This is a genomic window from Pseudoalteromonas sp. HM-SA03 (genome assembly GCF_002289345.1).
Lineage (GTDB): Bacteria > Pseudomonadota > Gammaproteobacteria > Enterobacterales > Alteromonadaceae > Pseudoalteromonas.
In genome coordinates, this window is the sequence record NZ_NSDG01000076.1 from 1 (window position 1) to 19,814 (window position 19,814).

19 protein-coding genes are annotated in these 19,814 nt (G+C 45.1%); 12 read left to right on the forward strand and 7 right to left on the reverse strand.

Annotation, left to right across the window (positions count from 1 at the left end; all coding sequences use genetic code 11):
• Positions 1–44: 44 nt before the first annotated feature.
• The 3 genes from CKO50_RS14655 to CKO50_RS14665 form a co-directional block, all read right to left on the reverse strand.
• On the reverse strand, positions 45–884 hold the full coding sequence (locus CKO50_RS14655; protein ID WP_095728757.1) for a hypothetical protein: 840 nt from the start codon (positions 882–884) through the stop codon (positions 45–47).
• 292 nt (positions 885–1,176) lie between these two features.
• Complete coding sequence (locus CKO50_RS25155; RefSeq protein WP_176474678.1) at positions 1,177–1,527, reverse strand: LytTR family DNA-binding domain-containing protein; 351 nt, start codon at positions 1,525–1,527, stop codon at positions 1,177–1,179.
• 418 nt (positions 1,528–1,945) lie between these two features.
• Entirely contained in the window at positions 1,946–2,917 is a 972-nt protein-coding gene (locus tag CKO50_RS14665; RefSeq protein ID WP_095728759.1) for a transposase, read from the reverse strand.
• Between the two features lie 103 nt (positions 2,918–3,020).
• Here CKO50_RS14665 and rtcR point away from each other — a divergent pair, with 103 nt between their 5' ends.
• Complete coding sequence (gene rtcR, locus CKO50_RS14670) at positions 3,021–4,622, forward strand: RNA repair transcriptional activator RtcR (protein WP_255229977.1); 1,602 nt, start codon at positions 3,021–3,023, stop codon at positions 4,620–4,622.
• 57 nt (positions 4,623–4,679) lie between these two features.
• Here the strand turns inward: rtcR and CKO50_RS14675 are convergent, their stop codons facing one another.
• Both CKO50_RS14675 and CKO50_RS14680 read right to left on the reverse strand, forming a co-directional pair.
• Positions 4,680–4,979: a putative quinol monooxygenase gene (locus CKO50_RS14675; protein ID WP_095728761.1), complete on the reverse strand. Its 300-nt coding sequence runs from the start codon at positions 4,977–4,979 to the stop codon at positions 4,680–4,682.
• A complete protein-coding gene (locus CKO50_RS14680; RefSeq protein ID WP_095728762.1) occupies positions 4,960–5,190 on the reverse strand; it encodes a DUF2798 domain-containing protein in 231 nt (76 codons plus the stop codon). The genes CKO50_RS14675 and CKO50_RS14680 overlap by 20 nt, the downstream gene beginning before the upstream one ends.
• 89 nt (positions 5,191–5,279) lie before the next feature.
• Here CKO50_RS14680 and CKO50_RS14685 point away from each other — a divergent pair, with 89 nt between their 5' ends.
• A complete protein-coding gene (locus CKO50_RS14685; protein ID WP_095728763.1) occupies positions 5,280–6,137 on the forward strand; it encodes a LysR family transcriptional regulator in 858 nt (285 codons plus the stop codon).
• Positions 6,138–6,158: 21 nt separating this feature from the next.
• On the opposite strand, the gene CKO50_RS14690 is transcribed toward CKO50_RS14685, so the two are convergent.
• The gene (locus CKO50_RS14690; protein WP_010376576.1) at positions 6,159–6,860 is read right to left on the reverse strand and encodes an NUDIX domain-containing protein; all 702 of its coding nucleotides are present in this window, start codon (positions 6,858–6,860) and stop codon (positions 6,159–6,161) included.
• A gap of 178 nt (positions 6,861–7,038) precedes the next feature.
• On the opposite strand from CKO50_RS14690, the gene prs reads away from it, so the two are divergent.
• The 5 genes from prs (at position 7,039) to CKO50_RS14715 (ending at position 12,627) form a co-directional block, all read left to right on the forward strand.
• Positions 7,039–7,893: a ribose-phosphate diphosphokinase gene (gene prs, locus CKO50_RS14695; RefSeq protein WP_045987642.1), complete on the forward strand. Its 855-nt coding sequence runs from the start codon at positions 7,039–7,041 to the stop codon at positions 7,891–7,893.
• 11 nt (positions 7,894–7,904) lie between these two features.
• On the forward strand, positions 7,905–9,500 hold the full coding sequence (locus CKO50_RS14700; protein ID WP_095728764.1) for a nicotinate phosphoribosyltransferase: 1,596 nt from the start codon (positions 7,905–7,907) through the stop codon (positions 9,498–9,500).
• A 113-nt stretch (positions 9,501–9,613) separates the two neighbouring features.
• Positions 9,614–10,309, forward strand: coding sequence for a response regulator transcription factor (locus CKO50_RS14705; RefSeq protein WP_095728765.1), 696 nt, complete (start codon positions 9,614–9,616; stop codon positions 10,307–10,309).
• Positions 10,306–11,685, forward strand: coding sequence for a HAMP domain-containing sensor histidine kinase (locus CKO50_RS14710; RefSeq protein WP_095728766.1), 1,380 nt, complete (start codon positions 10,306–10,308; stop codon positions 11,683–11,685). The genes CKO50_RS14705 and CKO50_RS14710 overlap by 4 nt, the downstream gene beginning before the upstream one ends.
• Before the next feature lie 66 nt (positions 11,686–11,751).
• Positions 11,752–12,627 (forward strand): retropepsin-like aspartic protease, encoded by an 876-nt coding sequence (locus tag CKO50_RS14715; RefSeq protein ID WP_095728767.1) that lies wholly within the window; start codon positions 11,752–11,754, stop codon positions 12,625–12,627.
• Positions 12,628–12,664: 37 nt separating this feature from the next.
• On the opposite strand, the gene CKO50_RS14720 is transcribed toward CKO50_RS14715, so the two are convergent.
• Entirely contained in the window at positions 12,665–13,072 is a 408-nt protein-coding gene (locus tag CKO50_RS14720; protein ID WP_095728768.1) for a YbaN family protein, read from the reverse strand.
• 228 nt (positions 13,073–13,300) lie between these two features.
• On the opposite strand from CKO50_RS14720, the gene CKO50_RS14725 reads away from it, so the two are divergent.
• The 5 genes from CKO50_RS14725 to asnB all read left to right on the forward strand — a co-directional run bounded on the left by CKO50_RS14725 (position 13,301) and on the right by asnB (position 19,745).
• Complete coding sequence (locus CKO50_RS14725; protein WP_095728769.1) at positions 13,301–14,548, forward strand: Zn-dependent hydrolase; 1,248 nt, start codon at positions 13,301–13,303, stop codon at positions 14,546–14,548.
• Positions 14,549–14,690: 142 nt separating this feature from the next.
• Positions 14,691–15,122, forward strand: coding sequence for a hypothetical protein (locus CKO50_RS14730; protein ID WP_095728770.1), 432 nt, complete (start codon positions 14,691–14,693; stop codon positions 15,120–15,122).
• Positions 15,119–16,540, forward strand: coding sequence for a sodium:solute symporter family protein (locus CKO50_RS14735; RefSeq protein WP_095728771.1), 1,422 nt, complete (start codon positions 15,119–15,121; stop codon positions 16,538–16,540). The genes CKO50_RS14730 and CKO50_RS14735 overlap by 4 nt, the downstream gene beginning before the upstream one ends.
• A 109-nt stretch (positions 16,541–16,649) precedes the next feature.
• A complete protein-coding gene (locus CKO50_RS14740) occupies positions 16,650–17,720 on the forward strand; it encodes an aspartate carbamoyltransferase (RefSeq protein WP_095728772.1) in 1,071 nt (356 codons plus the stop codon).
• Positions 17,721–17,729: 9 nt separating this feature from the next.
• Entirely contained in the window at positions 17,730–19,745 is a 2,016-nt protein-coding gene (gene asnB / locus CKO50_RS14745; protein ID WP_095728773.1) for an asparagine synthase (glutamine-hydrolyzing), read from the forward strand.
• Positions 19,746–19,814: the final 69 nt, after the last annotated feature.

The window sequence follows — 19,814 nt, forward strand, 5'->3', positions numbered from 1 at the left end:
ATTGAGATCAGAGCTGTACTTTATAGGCTGAGCGTATTCAGTAGCTAGGTGTGGTTCAGGCGACGCTTACAGTACTCTGTTCTTTTTTCTGAGTGATGACGTAAATTCTGCGTGATAAATAACATATTTTGCAAAGAGGGGGATGCTGTTAGATCTTTTATCTGTGACCATAAATTGCGCGCTGAGACTCTGGCAAAGTTTAAAGTTTTGTTTTTTAATTCAATTGGAGAAAAAGTAAACGCTAGCATTCCGCTTTCTGGATGCCTCACTTTATTCAGTTTTATATCTCTTCTTTTTAAATAAGAAGACATAACTGATCTACTAGGAAAACCGCACATCTCCCATACATCAGTAACAAATAAATCATTACCTTCGGTTAGACTGGGAAAAAAATCATGCTCTCCTTTCAGGCATTCGACAATTGTTTCTCTGACTGGTTGAAGCCCATTCTTAGCAGTATTAAGCCCCTTCTGCAATATGGGAACCTGTGACTCTGCAATATCTTTTGTACGGTAGCCACCTCCTTTTCTCGCCTTATAAGTCAATTCATGAACTTTAAACGTCTGCGTATAACCTGTTAAAACATTTACTTCTTCAACTTCTTTTTCTTTTAGGCAGTCAACTTCTAATGTTATTAGCTCATCAAACCTCAATCCTGTAGCAAACATAATTTCTGCCATTGACTGGAAGATCTCATCATCCTGATTCATCTCTGTATTAGATAATGTAGCTAGAGCTATTAGGCTTTGCTTACTAGGAAGCTTTTTATTTCTGATAGTCACAGATTCTGTATCAATTCTACTGTCACTATTACTATGGTTATCACTTCTTTTGGCTGTTTTTTTGTATTTAGTACGTTGATATATTGTAATAAAGACACCCATAATTATTTGTCATCAAAGCCGCACTATCCATACACAACCTAATACGATTTGCATTGGCTTAATCGCAAAACAAAAATGATTTCTGTCCAGAAGTGAGTTACAACGAGTATGATACTTTAATATTCAGTTGTAGCTTGATTCGGACTTGATAGTAGCAATTAGTATAAAACTTTATTCCTCTCTCACATGTTTTCTGTGGCTTAGGATGAGGCTATATTCCTAAGTCACACAATAATTGCAACGGCTTTTTTGCTGGCATTTTGGCCTAATAGTGTCTAATTTGGATAGCCGTCTAACCTAATGCGTCGCGAACTTTGGGCATGATCCTGCGACTAACTGGGACTTCGTCACCTGTCGATAAATGTAAAATGCCAGTTCCTGATGCGCTTCTGGATAATGATGTTATGAACTGAGTATTCACTATATACGAGCGATGAACCCGTAAAAAAGTGGCAGGAAGTGTACTTTCGAGTTCAGACAAGCTGTTGTGGTGCAATACACTTCCCCTATTATTAATAACCAGTTCAACATAATCTCTTGCCCCCTTACAAAAACAAATTTCTTCGCAAGATATAAAGTCTGTTTTTCCAGCATGGCTGATTTTTATTTTAGTTGGCTGTTCCCGTTCTTTATGTTCGTCCAATATGCGCTGTAATCGATCTGCCCGATCTTGCTCAAACCGCTTTTTTCCTGTTCTTTTTTATAATCAATAGCATGTTGAGCAAAAAAGAAGACGAAAAGCAAAGCAATACAATAGTAGTAGTAAATATCCAAAAACTGGTCTGGGCTACTAGCAGTCAATAGAACAAACGCAAACAGTGCAACGCTATGTGGCAGAGCACCAAACAATACTGACAGCCACTACTATTTGCTTACCATGGTTATGGTAGTTTCGACTTAGCATTGTGCAAGGTTGTTCATTATTCGTATCAAAAGCGCTTCTAAAATAAGGTAGCTGTTGGTGTTTGCTTATTTTTCGACACTAAAACTAGTGTATCACGCACGACAAGGGCGCTGTAATTTGCACAGCTTGAGGGGTTATCGCTAAAGGCGTTATTTGGTTAAGCCAGCAAACGAGCACAATTTGCTAGATTTGTGCGCCGTCGTTTTTTAAGGGTTCCACAATAAGCTGTGAGTACTTGCTCTCGACCCACCGCGCCGTGGAAAACCCGAGAAAATTGTGTAGTGAGCTTCATCCAGTTATCAGGTTCGATGTTTAGTCGAGACAGAATAGGTTGAGACTCAAAGATGGCACCGCTTTTGTCGGTGCGAATACATTGACCGGTAAGCTCAACTAATTCTATATAAAACTTGAGTTCAAAAGGCAGCCCTTTTGGCATATGTTTTCGGGGGCTTCCTGCAAACCGTAATAGGCTTTTTGGTTGCTTCCCTTGCCTTGCATGGTCGATACGCTTTTTGATACTGGTAAATTCAGAGGTTTCAGGTGTTGGGGCTAATTTAGCTCGAATAGGGTTTAAGTCAACGTATGCCATACAAGCAGCTAATGCCGCTTCGTCCAACAAGGGCTGAGATTTAAATCGTCCTTCCCAGAACCGGCCTGTACACTCATCCTCTTTATTTGTTCTACGGGCAATATCCTCGTTGAGTACCCGCATAAACCAACTAATATCAGCCAGTCTTTGTCTGTATTTGGTAACATATTCACTGAGTATCAACTGCTCCGACTCGCTTAGAGGCTCTTCCTCGATAAACTTCCAAGTTACCCAATTACCTTTAAACAGCTTGTGCCAGCGTATTAAAACGGCTTTATCTGATAAGCGCTTGGCCTTTTTATCATCAACGTGCAGAACAAGGTGAGTGTGGTTACTCATCACCGCATAAGCACAGACGTCAATACAGAAGGCAGCTGCCAACATCAGGAGCTTTTCTTCAACCCAATCACGGCGATGTTCATAGGATTTTCCGGTCAATTTATCTTCACCGCATAAAAACGCGCGCCTCACGCATCGGGAGATACAGTGGTAATATTTGGTGTCGGTTAAGCTGATTTGGTTTTTACGGGCAGTAGCCATCCTTTGTTTTCCTCAATCCTTTGAGTGCAGAATTAGAGCGTAGACGACTTTTAAAAAAGGCACAAATTAGTGGTGGGTGTCTTTGGTTTATTTTTATATGGATATGATTTTGAAAAAGACAGTAGCAGTAAGTTTGATTGGTACTCAGCTCGATTTTGTTGGTAAGCGAGTGGATAGGTGGGCGCGTTGGCGGCCCAATGTAAGCCTATGTAGCCAACCTGATCTGGTCATTGATGAATTGCATTTATTACACGACAATCACAGTACACGGCTGGCCAACAATGTGGCCGTTGATATTGAAAGTGTGTCGCCAGAGTCGACAGTCACATTGCACAACCTCAACTTCAGTAACCCATGGGACTTTGAGGAGATGTATGCCAAACTTTTTGATTGGTGCCAAGCTCAAGCATTCGATACCGACAACTGTGAGTACCTGTTTCATATCACCACAGGTACTCATGTGGTACAGATCTGCAGCTTTTTATTGACTGAGAGCCGTCATTTTCCTGGCCGCTTGGTGCAAACCTCTCCTGACAACAGCAATAAAAACAAATCGGTTGGGCAAGTTCAAATAATCGATTTAGACCTATCCAAATACGACCAGCTAGCTACTCGATTCGACAGTGAGCACCTAGAGGGTAAAGCATTTTTAAAAGGTGGGATCCAAACTAAAAATGAGGCATTTAACCAGCTGATCACGCAAGTTGAAAAGGTGGCGATACGCGCTAAAGATCCCATGTTGCTAACAGGACCGACTGGTGCAGGGAAAAGCCAGTTGGCAACACGTATTTTTCAATTAAAGAAAAAGCGGGCGATGCTGGCCGGAGGACTTGTTTCGGTAAATTGCGCTACGCTCAAGGGCGAAAATGCCATGGCAGCATTGTTTGGTCATACCAAAGGTGCGTTCACAGGGGTACAACAAGCGCGAGACGGGTATTTACGCACAGCTAACCAAGGCGTGTTGTTTTTAGATGAAATCGGTGAGTTAGGTCTTGAAGAGCAGGCCATGCTATTGCATGCAATAGAAAATAAGTCGTTTCACCCAGTCGGTAGCGATCAACCCGTAACCAGTGACTTTCAGTTAATCGCAGGAACCAATCGCGACTTGTTTAAAGAGGTCAGCAAAGGCCGATTTCGAGAAGACCTGCTCGCACGGATCAATCTATGGACGTATCGATTACCAGCGCTAAAAGACCGTAAGGAAGATATTCCGGCTAATATAGATTACGAGATAGATTTGTACGCGCAAAAAATGGGTGAAAGGGTGCGCTTTAATAAAGAAGCAAAAACGTTATTTGAACGTTTTGCCTTGTCGGAGCGAGCCTTGTGGTCGGGAAACTTTCGTGATTTAAGTTCAGCTATCACGCGTTTATGCACTTTGGCGGATTCCTCTCGGATAGCGGTTAGCGACGTACAGGAAGAAATTCAACGACTTGAGCAAAATTGGTATGCAGGAGAGCAAGTTTCGGGAGATAAAAATCTAGATAGGTATTTATCCAAAGCACAACTTGCCGATTTGGATACGTTTGATATAAACCAGTTAAATTATGTACTTACTATCTGTGTTCGCCACTCAAGTATGGCGGCTGCGGGCAGAGAGTTGTTTAACGTGAGCCGCACCAAAAAGTCACAGGTGAATGACTCCACAAGACTGCAAAAATATCTCGCTAAATTTGGTTTAAGTTGGCGTCAAATACATAGTTAACGCTGAGCGCTTCTATCATTGCTTATGAAGAAGCGCTTAACTTGTTAAAAGTGCAAATTAAAGCGGTTTGATGGCAATAATATCCACCGCTTTTGCCAACCATCCTTGATACAGTGTAAATACCCGTTTGGTGTAAGCTTGCTGGTGATGAAAATCGAACGCGGCTTGATCGACGAAGCGCTCAACTAAGGTAAGCTGGGTGCGGTTTTCACTTTCATAAAGTTCAAAGCGTAAACATCCTGCTTCTGCTCGAGTGGCTGGCAAGATCTCTTGGATTGCGTTAATACAATCTTGATAGTGCTCGGTTTTAGGTGTGATATGGGCGATAAAGTTGACGTTATTGTGGCTGTTGGCCATGGTATTTCTCCATAATGCGTTTAGTAACGGCGGTAACTGGGGCTGATAAAACATAGGAGGCGATGAACGAGGCCGGCCAAGCATTGGCAAAGGCATGCGCCCATCGCGTAGTAAAGTCTGCCACTAATCCTAAATTGATGTACGTGACCCATCCAGACACCATAAACGACAGGCACAATGACAGCAGTAATGTAAAAATGAGTTTTTGCATGTTTCCTCCTCTGGCTGTTGGTATGATTGTAGGGAGTTGCCAGCCGATCAGAATGGCAAAAATGGAAAGCTAAGATTGCGGAGATAACCATGCTAGATGACTTACGACTCTTTGTTGAGGTAAGCCGCCGAGGAAGTTTTGCCAAGGCGGCAGAAGACCTTGGCATAGGCGCGCCGACCTTATCTAAGCGGATGTTAGCGCTGGAAGACAAACTCGGTTACCCGCTCTTACTGCGTAGCGCCAGAGGACTTACATTAACGAATCATGGTCAGGCGGTGGTGGATAAAATGGCGGAGTCTTTGCTCGCCTTGCAAGCGCAAAGTGAGGCGCTATCAACACTAGAAGCCTCCACTTTTCACCTGTTATGTCCGCAAAACTTAATGATTGGTCCTTTGTATAATGCGCTGCAATCGTTTCAGGCCCAGCATCCTGAGATCCAATTGCATGTGGAGCCTGCTAATAGTGTGGCCTTACTCAGCCAAAAGCGGTTTGATTTAACCGTCCGAGTTGGGGAGCTGGATGATTCAAGCGTCTATCAAAAGCGGCTGGGGCAAATTGCGGTAAGAGCGGTGGTCGCCAAGGAAATTGCGACTACACAAACCCTGTTTTTGCCCTTTAAAGCATCGCAACTGCCCGCAACCGATGCGTGGCGAGCACTGCTGGCACAGTTTAGTCACGTCTCTTATGTGGGTGATATTACCTTAGTGCGTAAATTGGTAGGCTCGGCTAACGGTGCTGGTGTCTTGCCGATGACAGAAATTGCAGCGTTGGCAGCGCAATCTGAAACCGCATTTAGCTATATCGGTGACTGCCAATTTATTCGCAGCATCTACGCACTTTGGCCAAATCAACGAACTCCACCGACTCATACCAGAGATTTTATTGAGTTACTGCAAATGCGGTGTCAGGAGCTTGATTATCTGCAAGGGGCAGCGATAGCTCTGTAATGAACACCGCACAACCGCATTTTATCCTAAGCTCAGATTGCGCTCAAAATGCACGATATCGACATCAGGCTTTAGCTTATAGAGCTGTGCTAAACGTCCGCCTGACTTGACCTTTTCATCCAGTGCTTCAAACATGTTTGAGGCTTCAATGCGTCTTACCAAGCTCTTGCGCTGAATGGGTTTGGCGATAATAGCCTCGATGGCGGTTTTGAGTTGTCCAATGGTAAATTGATCTGGCAAACAATAAACCGGGATCATGGAATATAACGCCTTTTGCTGCAGCCTTGCCTTGGCCTTTTCAATAATATGCTTATGATCAAAAGCCACGGCAAGATCTGGGATCTCGCTAAGATCCACCCATCTCACATCATCTACCGAGTCTATTTGCGTTGCCACTTGCTGAGGTGAAATCAAGGCGTAATAAACCAAGGTGACACTAAAGCCTCGCGGATCACGGTTGATCCCAGAAAAGGCCTGAAGTTGCTCTAGATATTGTGGGGCAACACTGGTTTTCTCTTTGATCTTACGCAGTGCGCTCATATCCGTGTTGTCATCCAGCTCAACATCAACAAACCCTCCAGGTAATCCCCAGCGGCCTTTAAAGGGAGCGTTAGCGCGTTTCACCAGCAGCACTTTTAAGCTGTCCTGCAAAATTGTAAATAACACGCTGTCTACCGTGAACAGTGGGTTTTGGTATTGGGTTAAATCGTAATCAGGGCTCATGATATTTTTAGTTTGTGTCTTTTAGACACAATAAACAATTGTAGTCAGTATGGCAAATATACTGAATATCCTCATGTTAAAAATAAACATTAAATGTCTTTTAGACATAAAGTTATTGATTGATCAAAAAATGTTTGATACCTTATTTGTGTCTTAGGGACATTATTAAGGAAAGGTTATGAAAGTCACGAGTTATGAATTCTCTGGAAACAAAAAAGATGTTCAATATGAAGCATTTACCTTCTCTGGTGGGGAGGAGCATATTCGTTTCAAGGCATTTGATTTCCGTGATTGCGAAAAAGTTCAAATCACAGCCAGAGTGACCAATTCTTCTCATATCATGCGTTTACTGATGGCGGTGGATGCATTGAAGCGACTTTGTTTGGCGCGGACGCCAATAGAATTAGTGTTACCCTATTTCCCCTACGCGCGCCAAGATAGAGTATGTGTAACGGGTGAGGCGCTAGGTGCAAAAGTGATGGCGTCACTTATCAATCAACTGGCGCTAGACAAAGTCACCGTGTGGGATGCACATAGCGACGTTGTACCTGCACTCCTTGAGCGAGTGGAGAATGTTGAGCAAACGACATTGATATCGCAGTGTCCGGCTTTACAGCAACAGTTGCAGTGCGGTGCACTCAGTTTAGTTTCACCAGACGCTGGAGCGAGTAAAAAAACACTGAAAATTGCGCAGCATTTTGGTGGTGAGGTTGAGGTTATCCAAGCACAAAAAGTACGAAATCTTAAAACGGGTGAAATTGTACAAACGCAGGTACTTGGTGAGGTAAAAGGTAAAGATTTACTGATCGTTGATGATATTTGCGATGGTGGTAGAACCTTCACCGAACTTGCTAAGGTACTAAAAGCACAAGGCGCTAACTCAATTGCGCTTTACGTAACACACGGTATTTTCTCTCAAGGATTAGGCGTTTTTAGTGGACTGATAGATACCGTTTACACGACTAATTCGTGCCGTGATCAAGACGACTTGGTCGAACACCACGATGTGCAACTCAACATGATTGAATTATAAGGAATATAGCCATGACAATTACCGCAGCAAGTATGCAAAAAGACGTGTACAAAGAATTTCACAGCCGCGCATATCACCCTGAAGTGACAGAGGTTTATGCAAACTTTACCTCGCGCAGCGGCAAACTAAGCAATGTTGCAAATAACGATAAAGTGGCTTTTGTGGGGCTGCAGTATTTTATCAAAAGTTACTTACAAGAAGAGTGGCAAGACTTTTTCGCAGCAGACAAGCACACCGCTGTGGCAAATCATAGACGGATCATGACAGCAATGTTGGGCTATCCGGTGGATGTGGGTTATCTCGAGGCGCTACACGACTTAGGCTATTTACCGCTGAGGATTAAAGCGCTGCCAGAAGGGACTTTAGTGCCGTATCAGGTGCCGCCCATCACTGTGGTCAATACCAAGCCTGGATTTGAATGGCTAACCAATATGATTGAGACGGTATTAAGCTGCGAAAACTGGCCAATCCAAACGAGCGCTACCACCTCAGTTGCATATTTAAAAGTGTTTCGAGAGTTTGCTCAACAAACCGGTTTACCTCAGGAGATCGTGCCGTTTCAGGGTCATGATTTTAGTTTTCGTGGCATGTTTGGTAAGCACGCTGCGGCTATGAGTGGTTTTGGTCACCTCGCGTCCGGCCTTGTAGGGACGGATACTATCCCTGCGGTACTATTTGCTGAAAAGTACTATGGCGCAGATGTCGACAAAGAGCTGGTTGGCTGCTCAGTAGATGCAACCGAGCACTCAGTAACCTGTTCTTGGATCCAAGAAGGTGAAATCGAGTTTTTCCAATATTTGATGCGTGAGCAGTCACCGACAGGGATCCTCAGTGTGGTCTCTGATACTTGGGATTTTTGGAAGCTAGTCACTGAGTATTTACCAGCATTAAAAGCAGAGATCATGGCGCGTGATGGCACTGTGGTGATCCGTCCAGACTCCGGGGATCCGGTGAAAATCCTGACTGGGTATTGTGTCTCACCAGTATCAGAATATAGCGAGTTGGTTGACTCTCAGCAGCAAGCGCAAGAAATGGCGATGACAGATGGCTTTGAAGCGTATCGTTGGCAGGGAAATTACTATTCAGTCGAACCACACCCAACGCTGCTGCAGGAGTGTGAAGTAAAAGGACTGATTGAATGTCTCTGGGATACCTTTGGTGGCACTGTGACTGATAAAGGCTTTAAATTGCTAGATGAGCATATTGGCGCAATATATGGCGATGCAATTACCCTTGAGCGTCAGCGTCAAATTCTACAGCGACTGATGGATAAAGGATTTGCGTCCAAAGTGGTGCTTGGCATTGGCTCATACAGTTACCAATATGTCACCCGCGATACCCATGGCTCTGCGGTAAAAGCAACTAGTGTGGTTAAAAATAACCAGCGTGTGGCAATTTTTAAAGAGCCAAAAACCGACAGCAAAAAGCGCTCAGCAAAGGGGCTGCTGAAAGTAGAACGCGTAAACGGTGAGTTGATCTGCAAGGACAATGTGACCGAGGAAGAAGAAAAGCAAGGCTTATTAGAAGTGGTTTTTGAAGATGGACAGCTACTAAAAGAAACCACCTTGAGTGAGATCAGAGCTTTGATAAGCGCGCAAATTAGTTAGATCCCATTGTTGTTCTCATCGTCTTTTGGTCGCGATAGGTTCCAGCCATCGCGACTTTTGTACTTCACAATTGTACATCTAATAATTACAATCAGTACAAAAAGCGCCTCCCTATGTCTAACCAATATACAGTTTTATATGTAGAAGATGACCCAAGCAGTGCCGAGATCTTACGCTTATATCTGGCACAAGCGGATATGCAGGTTGTCCATTTCGATAATGCCTCAGATGCCCACCGAGCCCTACAGAACCTAACATTTCAACTCGCTATTTTAGATGTCATGCTACCCGGTGGTGATGGCCGTGAGTTACTTAAAGAAGCCGTTGCACGCAACATTCCTACCATTATGGTGACCGCCAAAGTGTCTGAAACCGACCGTCTTGAGGGGTTTGAGCTAGGTGCGGACGATTATGTGTGCAAGCCTTACAGCCCACGAGAGGTCATCTCACGAGCAAAAGCACTATGTAAACGTAGCTATCGTGGTCAGCAGAGTGCCGCTTTGTTGTTTGATGGCTTAAGTATCAACCTTGAGAGCAAATCGGTGACGGTAACACAGCAAACACCAGCGTTAACGGCGGTGGAGTTCGAGTTATTACTGGCTATGGCCAAGCAGCCGCAACAAGTATTTAGCCGGGCGCAATTAATCGAACAAGTATGGGGAAGTGATGCGCCTATTACGGATCGGGCAGTCGATACTCACTTAGCAAACCTTCGTAAAAAACTAGGTGACAGTAAGGCTGAGCCCAAGTTTATCGCCACTCGTTACGGGCAAGGCTATCAATTTATCGCGCGTAAGGTGTCTTCATGAAGCTAAAAACCAAGTTTACCTTACTTGTGGCGCTTTGTACCTTTGCGCTACTCGGGAGCTTCTATCAACTATCTAAAAACTCAGCCGAGCGCACTTTTTTAGCATTTAATAAGCAAAGTGCGGTAACGTTTGGTCATTCATTGCTTGATGATGACTTAGTGGAAGAAGCATTGGCTGGCAACACCTTTGCGAGCCCAGAAGCGACGTTAACGTTTTTAGCATCAACCTTTCCTGAGCAGCTATTTATTTGGCGAGATGCTAACTCAACAGCGGATGTAAAGATCCTCAACCCCGATCTCAGCATAGACTATGAGCAGGTCAAATCCGGTCATCAATTTTCTATCCATCACCCCGGTGTCGCGGCGTTTGTGGTGCAATTTAATGAGGCGCAATATGTGTTATCACCACTGGGTGAGTTGTTTTGGTTACCTGAGGTATTGCTAGATAGGTCGTTTGAAAAGGAGGCGCTGCAGCAAGCGATGTTGGATGATTTTATGCTTACTTTAGTCATCTTATCGATTATTGCTGCATTACTTGCTTGGTTGGGGTCGTGGTACTTTTTGTCGCCACTTAAACAGCTCAAACGTAGCTTCAAGGCGATAGAGTCGGGCGAGTTAGACACCCGCTTAGCGCTAAAACGTCATGATGAAGTGGGTGAAATCATCAGTAGTTTCAATAATCTTGCGGCTTGGCTACAAGGTTTGCATCAGCAATATAAACAAATGAATTCCGACTTATCTCATGAGCTTAGAACACCACTTAACGGCATTCGTTCGCGCTTGGAGGCGATGGAAGACGGTATAGTCCCGATGGATAAGGCTCAGTTAGCGGTGATCAGCCAAGACCTTCACAACGTCAATCGTATTATCGACGACTTATGTTTGTTGTCATTAACCGAGTCAAAGCAGCTGACGTTGTCATCAACACGAGTAAATCTCTCTGAGCTGTTAACATCGACCTTAGTGCGTTACCAAGCACAGGCCGAAGCGCGAGGCGTGAAATTGGACGCAGATATTCAAGAAGGTGTGATCGTGACGCTTGATGCCGGAAGAGTCAGACAGATAGTGGTGAACTTATTAGATAATGCCTTTAAATATGGTGCTGATGGTGGCGTTGTGACCTTAAAGCTCAGTTATCAAGACGATGAACTGGTGATTACGGTTGCTGACTGCGGCCAAGGTATGTCGTGTAATCAACTCGAGCAGGTGTTTGAGCGCTTTTATCGTGCGCAGGGGTCGCGCCATGACACATCCAGTTTGGGGCTCGGCTTACCAATTTGCCGTCAACTTGCCGAGTTGATGGGCGCGACATTGACCGTGACCAGTACTGAAAATCAAGGCGCAAGCTTTTCGCTGAGGTTTTCTCGACTAACTTGATAATTGCTTGACAATTGCTCGGCATAGTTAGCTCAACAACGACATCAACAGTTTGAGAGCAAGATTATGAGAGCAATTATTTTATCAGCATTGGCATGTACCACCGTTGGTTGTGGGATCACCGCGTCTACCGCGCCACAATCGCTCACCTTACCGATGAAATATACCGAGAAAGGTCATGCCTATGTAATGGCAACGCTTAACCATACGGTTACCCATCCTATGATTTTAGACAGTGCTGCGAATGTTGGTATTTTACCGGTTAATCTGAAAGCAGCACTTGCCTTGTCAGAAGATAAGCTAAGCAAAATGGATGTACAAGGCGCAAGTGGCAGCTCAGAGCTAGTGTTGGCAACAATAGACCACACCAGCGTCGGTCATTTAGCAGCAGAGTCGCTTCCTTATGTATTTAAAGATATGACCCGCTTAGATGTGGAAGGTGTCTTGCCTGGAATTTTGGGGCATGGATATATGTCGCAATATTGTAATGTGTTTGATTTTAATAATAATGAGCTGAGTTTGTATCAAGGGGCTTGCCCAAGTAGCGTGACACAAGGCTTGGAGAGTGAAAGTTTTAAAATAGATAACAATTTCATTAAGCTGACAGCAAGTTTTAATGGCGAAGAGGTGGACGCCGTGCTTGATACTGGCGCCCCAACCAACTACATCAACTCACACTTGGCCAATAAACTAACATTAACGCTGGGCGAAGAAGACATCAGCCGAGGGTTAAACGACCAAGCGACTAAAAAGGTGGCCATAGAATCACTGCGTTTTAGCTTAGGTGACAAGGAAATCATCAATACCAAAAGTCACTTATCGGATATGCCTGTGTTTGAAGTGCTTGGATATAAAGGCGAGCCATTTATCCTACTTGGTTTAAGTAACTTTAACGATGACAAGCTAGTTATCGACTACTTTGAGAACAAAATTTACTTTTGATTTGTCGAATAAAGTCTAGAAGCGATAGACACTGTGTTCAAAGTGGCTGTTTTGTGTCTACTGGAATGACCGATGGACGCGTAAGGATATAGCTAAGTACTCCCGCTTCGGTTATCGCGACAGACCACACTACCCAAACAGGTGCGCTACTAAAGCTCAGAGCTAGTAAGCCAACACTCATGCCAATTGCCGCGCCAACTTTGCCTTTTATGGGGATCACCTGATGTTGTCGCCATGCAACCAGACTCGGGCCAAATTTTGGGTGGGTAAGCAGCCAGTTTTCTAACGTAGGAGAAGAGCGGGTAAAGCATGCAAGGGCGAGGATAAAAAAGATGGTGGTAGGCATAACTGGCAGTGCCATGCCGATAAAGCCAAGACCAACAAAGACGATGCCAGCAACATGCAACCAAAAACAACGATTGAATAAGGGAATTTTTTTACGCATAGGCATCCTCATATTTCGAGAGTTCTGAACTGACAGCGTATCACAATGGCCTGAGGCAGCATTGTTAACCAGAAGCCAGTTATTAAAAGCATATCACAGCGGCTGAAATTCGCGAATCTTCAACTAAGCTAAAGCAAAGAGATTATCAGTCGGACGTCAGTGTTTAAAATAGCGAATCTGATCCCAGGTTCAGGGAAGTAGTGCGACTGAAACGTTGAGGGGCAAAGTATGCAAGTAAATTTAGAACGTCTTAAGTCTACCTTATTTGCGCTCGCGGAGTTCGGCTATAACCATGAGGATAAGGGAATTTATCGCCAAGGTTTTAGTAGTGAGGATTTTGCAGCGCGTAACTGGCTGATGGAATGCGCACAAAGCGAAGGATTTGTGAGTCGCATGGATGGCGCTGGCAATGTGATTATTGAAATGACCAGCCCAGATATTGCAGTAAAACCCGCAGTGATAATTGGCTCTCATCTCGATAGTGTACCAGCGGGAGGTATGTTTGATGGAACCTTGGGCGTCATTGCGGGGTTTGAGTGTATTCGTATTTTGAAAGAGCACAATGTGCAATTAGATAGGCCGATTTGGGTCATCGGTACCAGTGAAGAAGAGGGGCGCTTTGGCGGCATGATAGGGGCGCAAGCGCTTACTGGAAAATTAACGCCTCACCAATTACTCACAAGTCATGATGCAGATGGTTGTATGCTTAGCGATGCTATGCGTGCGCAGGGGTTAGACCCTATGGATGCACTGAATGCAAGACTAGAACCTGAGCAAATAAATAGTTTTTTTGAATTACATATTGAACAGGGACCAGTACTTGATCAAAAAGGCATTCAGATTGGTGTGGTAGAAGGGATTTCTGGGGTATTTAAATGGATAGTCAAATTGATTGGGAAGGCCGACCATGCAGGTACTGCGCCCATGGAGATGCGTAGCGACGCCTTTATGGGACTGGCTGATTTTGCCTACCAGTTAGATCGCATTATTGCAGAAGATGGTACGGATACCACGAGGATTACCGTCGGTAAGGCAGAATTAAAGCCGGGTTTTGCACATACGATTGCTGGAGAAGTGGATTTCACCATCGTCGCACGTGATATGGACGAAACGGTGATGGAGAACCTTGAAATTGCCTGTCGTAAAGCGCTTTCAGCCATCGCTCGAAAGCATCATTTAATGTTTGAATACGAGCAGGTGAGTTGGTTGTCTCCAATGAAGTGCACACCTGAGATGGTGGAATTTATTAGTCAGCAGGCAGAGAGCTTGTCCTTGAATTATCAAATCATGCCAAGTGGTGCTGGTCACGATAGCCAGTTTTTTTCAGAAGTGTGTCCCACGGGGCTGATATTTATTCCATCACTTAACGGCGTTAGCCATGCGCCAGACGAATGGAGTCATTGGCATGATGTTGAAGCTGGGAGTAATTTACTGCTGCAATGTGTTCAAAAAAGAGCAATAAAAACAAAAGAATAAATGTAAAGTGAGGAACAAATTGAGTGTCGGTTTACTAGACAAATTTGATCCTTGGGCTAGTCTTTGTTACTACTAGAATAACGTGGATAGCAAAACTTGCGGCGAATTCAGGCTTGGATAACCGTAGTTAGGGATTATGAGGATGTGGATCGCCCGAGTAGTAACCTTAGTCTTAGTTGCTGCAAGCTTTAATGGGCTTGCCGCCTCGCTGAGGGTGAGCGATGAGGTCGTGACTGCTGGGTTTATTACGCTACACATTGAGCGTACAGGTCCCCCTCTACAGCAATCAACTCAGCTATCCATTCAACGTCTTTCAGAACCTTACTCCCTTTCCCTTTCGCTTAAGCCGACTCAACAAGCGGTAACCATTAGTGGCTTGGCTGATGGTGATTATCTTGCAACCTTAGATAACCCTTCAGCTAATTCGGCACAAACGTCGGTCTCATTTACAGTCAAACATCATCAGTTAACGTTGGCGCTTGCACTGTTTGTACTGGGCTTGTGCTTATTTGTGCTGCTTGTAGGGATGATTGTGGTAGGCAATAAGCAAGCGCACGATAAGGAAAGCGTATGATAAATGCTTCATTGGCGCTCGGTCTCGCCCTAGCGTTTGCTTTGCTATGGGTATTTTTTGGCTGGTGGATTGGCAGGCGCGTGCAGTCACATAATGAATTTGCGCTGGCCGGTAGGAATGTCGGATTGGCTTTTGCTTGCGCCACTGCGATGGCAACTTGGGTCACCAGTAACACCACTTTAGTTGCGCCACAGCTCACTTATCAGTTTGGTATTTGGGGCATGATAGGCTACGCCTGTGCTGCATTCGGATTGCTGCTATTTGCGCCGCTGAGCCAACGCATCAAAACTTTACTACCCCACGGCTACACCAGTGGCGACTTTATGCGGTTGCGGTTTGGGCGTTTCTCTTGGTGGATTTTTTTGCTGATCTCTTTCGTGTATGCCATGAGCTGGCTCGTTAGCCTAGGCATGGCCGGTGGCATTTTGCTACACACCCTAAGTGGCTTAGATTATTACCTTGGTATGTCAATAATTCTACTGATGTGTGTGGTCTACACGCTCTTTGGCGGTCTAAAAGCGGTGATCGCCACGGACTTTCTACAGGCCATTATTATTTTGGCCGGTGTCGTCGGAATTGCCATTGTCGTGGCGATGAATGTTGGGCTTGAACCAATTCACCAAAAACTCAGTAGCGACCACCCCAAGCTACTCGACCTGCTTTTTCCTGCCGCTGTGATGTTTTTATTCAACAATATCTTTTTTGGTTTAGGAGAAATTTTTCACAGCAACGTATGGTGGTCAAGGGCGTTTGCATTTAAAGGTGGGGTGGGCAAAAAGGCGTATTTTATCGCAGGACTACTGTGGCTACCGATCCCCATCGTGACAGGGTTTATTGCGCTGGCAGCGCCGAGTTTAGGTTTGTATCCCGCTAGCGCCGATATGGTGGGACCCTTAGTTGCAAGCCAAGTGCTCGGCTATACCGGCTCGATCATTCTGTTCATTGTGGTGTTCTCCGCGCTGGCATCGAGTTTGGACTCCTTGCTTGCTGCAACGTCAGATCTCATCAATCAAGATATTTATCTACAATACATCAAACCAAAGGCGAGCGATAGTGAACGCTTAAAAAGTGCTAAGTGGATCATTGTCATCTTAGGTGTAGTAACTTGGCTTTTGTGTTTACCAAAAATCGCCACGCTGGGTGCCTTGTTGAACTTCGCTGGTGCCTTCGTCGCCAGCACCATTTGGCCTATCGTATTTGGTTTGTACTTTGCGCGAATGACGGGAAATAGCGCTGGCTGGGCTATGTTGCTTGGCACGCTATCTGGCTTTATTGGGTATTTTTATATTGGCTTTTATGTCGCTGCATTAGTTTCTTGTGCGGTGTCGTTATTAATTTGTGTGATTGCTTGGCGTTTTAGTCAGCAATCATTCCATTGGCAAGCGTTGGGCACGCAAAGCAAAGTGGAGGATGTATGATCTCATTGGGCGCATTTTCTAGTTTAATTTGGCTGGCCATAGTGCTCAGTTGTTTATGTCCTGTTGTCCTTGTCGTTATGTTCCTTATTGATTTTAAAAAGAGGCAGTTATGGTAAGTGCGCAGCAAGTAGAGTTTAATCGAGCGCAGCCGGATGTTTACGGGGATGCGCATCCCAAAGCATTACTCAGAGCGATACAAGAAGACGGGGACAGGCTGCATTGTTTGGAGAATAAGCACATTATCAGTGTCGACCACCTTGACCGAGACGTGCTGATCCAGCTATTCCGCCTCGCCGCGAAATATGAAAGTAACCCTGCAAGGTTCAGCTCGCCGCTTAGTGGCAAAATTTTGATCAGTGCGTTTTATGAACCCAGCACTCGCACCCGTCTGTCGTTTGAAAGTGCATGGCACCGCCTGGGGGGCGATATTATGTCGATCACCGATCGCTCCTCAACGGGCATTGCGAAAGGGGAGTCGCTGCAAGATGTCGCCGAGATGTTCAATAATTATGGCGATTGTGTCGTTTTACGTGACACCTCTGTGGAGTCTATTGAAGAGATGATCCACAGCCTACGGATCCCAATTATCAACGCTGGTAATGGCATTGATGAGCACCCAACACAAGCAATGTCTGATCTCTACACTATCTTCAAATGGCGGCCGTCGTTATTACTCCCTGACAGCGAAGCCTTTAGTCCTATAAAAATTGGCGTGATTGGCGTGCCGAGCCAAATGCGTACGGTGCGTAGCCTGCTGAAAATGTTTACGCATTTTCCGCGCATTGTGGACGAAATATTCCTGCTCTACGACGAGAGTGTCGAGGAAGCAGTGTCGAGCGAGCAATTAGCCCAGCTAGAGGAGGTGGGGGTTAAGGTATCTATTGGCCATGACTTGAACGCCGTTTTACCTGAGCTTGATGTGGTGTATATCAATTCCATCGCATGGGTTGGTGAAAGCTTCGAAACCTATGGAAAGTCGTTTAAATTGAGCGCAGATTCCTCCTTTAAGCCCGATGCGATAGTGCTTCATCCTCTGGCTCGAGGTGAAGAGCTGTGTACCAGTTTAGATGCCACGCCACACAATTGGTATTTTAGTCAGGCACGTGGTGCCGTCTTTTTACGCCAAGCCTTATTGACCTGTATGGTGCAGCGCGCCAGTACTGTGATGGATGTGATTTAGGGAGATATTATGTGCGGAATTGCTGGTATTTTTTCAACGCAAGCGCAAACACAAATAGATAATCAATTATTAGTAAACATGGCAGCCATTCAACATCATCGTGGCCCAGATGGTTTTGGCTATAAACAAATGGCTGGCGTGGGATTTAGTCACGCCAGACTGTCGATAATCGACCTCGACGAGCAACGAGGGCGGCAGCCCTTTATTAGTTCTGATAAGCGTCTAATGTTGGCGCACAACGGTGAGTTTTACGATTACGCGCGGATCCGAGCTGAGCTGGTAGCAAAAGGGGCAAGGTTCCAAAGTAAAAGCGACTCAGAAATTGCTATGCACTTATATCAGCAGCTTGGCCTAGATGAGATGCTGACGCATCTGCGCGGTGAGTTTGCGTTTGCGTTGTATGACCAACAAACTGATACGTTGCACTTGGTGAGAGACCGCTTTGGTATTAAACCTTTGTACTACACTCAAACAAAAGACGAAATTGTGTTTGGCTCAGAGCTGAAGGTGCTGTTTGCCAATCCTAAAGTTAAGCGCCGATTCTCAAGTGAAGGTCTATTTCATCAACTGATCCAAGTCATGGTACCCGGCAGCACGGCGTTTGCGAATGTACATCAAATCAAACCTGGACATGTTGTTAGCATCACCAGAAGCGAACAAGGTTTTAGCATTGAAGATAGACCTTATTGGGATGTTCACTTTCCAACGGCGCAAGCGTATTTAAATAGCAAAGATGAAGCATACTACATTGATGGCGTGCGCAAACAGCTGTTAGAAGCGGTGCAGTTGAGACTCTCCGCGGACGTCCCGGTAGGTTGTTACTTAAGTGGTGGCATAGACTCGTGCGCTATTTTGGGTTTGTCTTCAGCTGCGGCACAAGCACCAATTAAGGCCTTTACCATAGGCTTTGATAGTGCTGAGTACGACGAAACGCCGATTGCAAAACAGATGGCGCAAGCCACCAAGGCCGATCATCATATTATGTCGTTAAGCGGTGACGAGCTATATGGCCATTTCGAGCGAACTTTATGGCATACCGAACGAACCATTTATAACACGCTTGGTGTTGCGAAATACTTGATGAGTCAGCAAGTTAATGAGTCTAATTATAAAGTTGTGATGACCGGAGAAGGCTCCGATGAGCTTTTTGCGGGTTATCCAGCATTTAGAAAAGACCTGTTTTTATATGGCTTAGATGAACTTGATGACACCGAAAAAGCCCAGTGGCAAACTATGCTGGAAGACAGCAATAAGTTGTTTAAGGGGGCTATGCTTTCCCGTGAGCAATACGATAGTGCAGCATTAGATGAGGTGGTTGGTTTCACACCAAGTTGTTTGCAGCCTTGGCTGTCATGCAGTCACTTTGCCCATCAACTCATAGCCGCCGAACACAGAGAAATACTCACGGGTTATGACGCAGGCAAAGCAATCGCTGAGACTTTAGATGATGCCATGTTAGAGTCCCGCCATCCACTCGACAAAGCCCAGTATGTGTGGATTAAAACCATGCTTGAGGGGCAAATATTAACTTGGGGCGGTGATAGGGTCGACATGGCCAATTCGATGGAGGCAAGGCCTGCCTTTTTAGATCATCACCTCGCAGAGTTTGCCTTTACCATTCCCCCGCAATATCGCATTAAAGATCGTAAAGAAAAGTATGTGTTACGTGAAGCGATGAAAGGGCTGCTGCCAGAAGTACTGTATGAACGAGAAAAGTTTGCTTTTATGGCACCACCGGCGCACTCGGATGAGAAGAAGTGGGCAGCAATGCGCGTGCTGGCCGATAAATACTTGTCTAGACAAGCTGTAGAAGCCGCTGGTTTATTAGACTTTGAAGCGGTAAATGCGCTATTTGAGTTACATGAATCGCCAGACGCCGATGATTCACTCAAAGTGCAACTCGATGCTGTGATCAATCACTTGCTTGGTGTGCAAATACTGCACAAACAATTTATCGCCGCAGACTTACCTCAATTTGCCGCCGCTGAAGCGGAGCGCCTTGGTTGGAGGGCAACCACAGAGTAAAGGCTGATCTTATTGGTATTTCAGAAAGTAAGGTAATAAAAAGGCGATGCGCCAACAAGCGCATCGCCT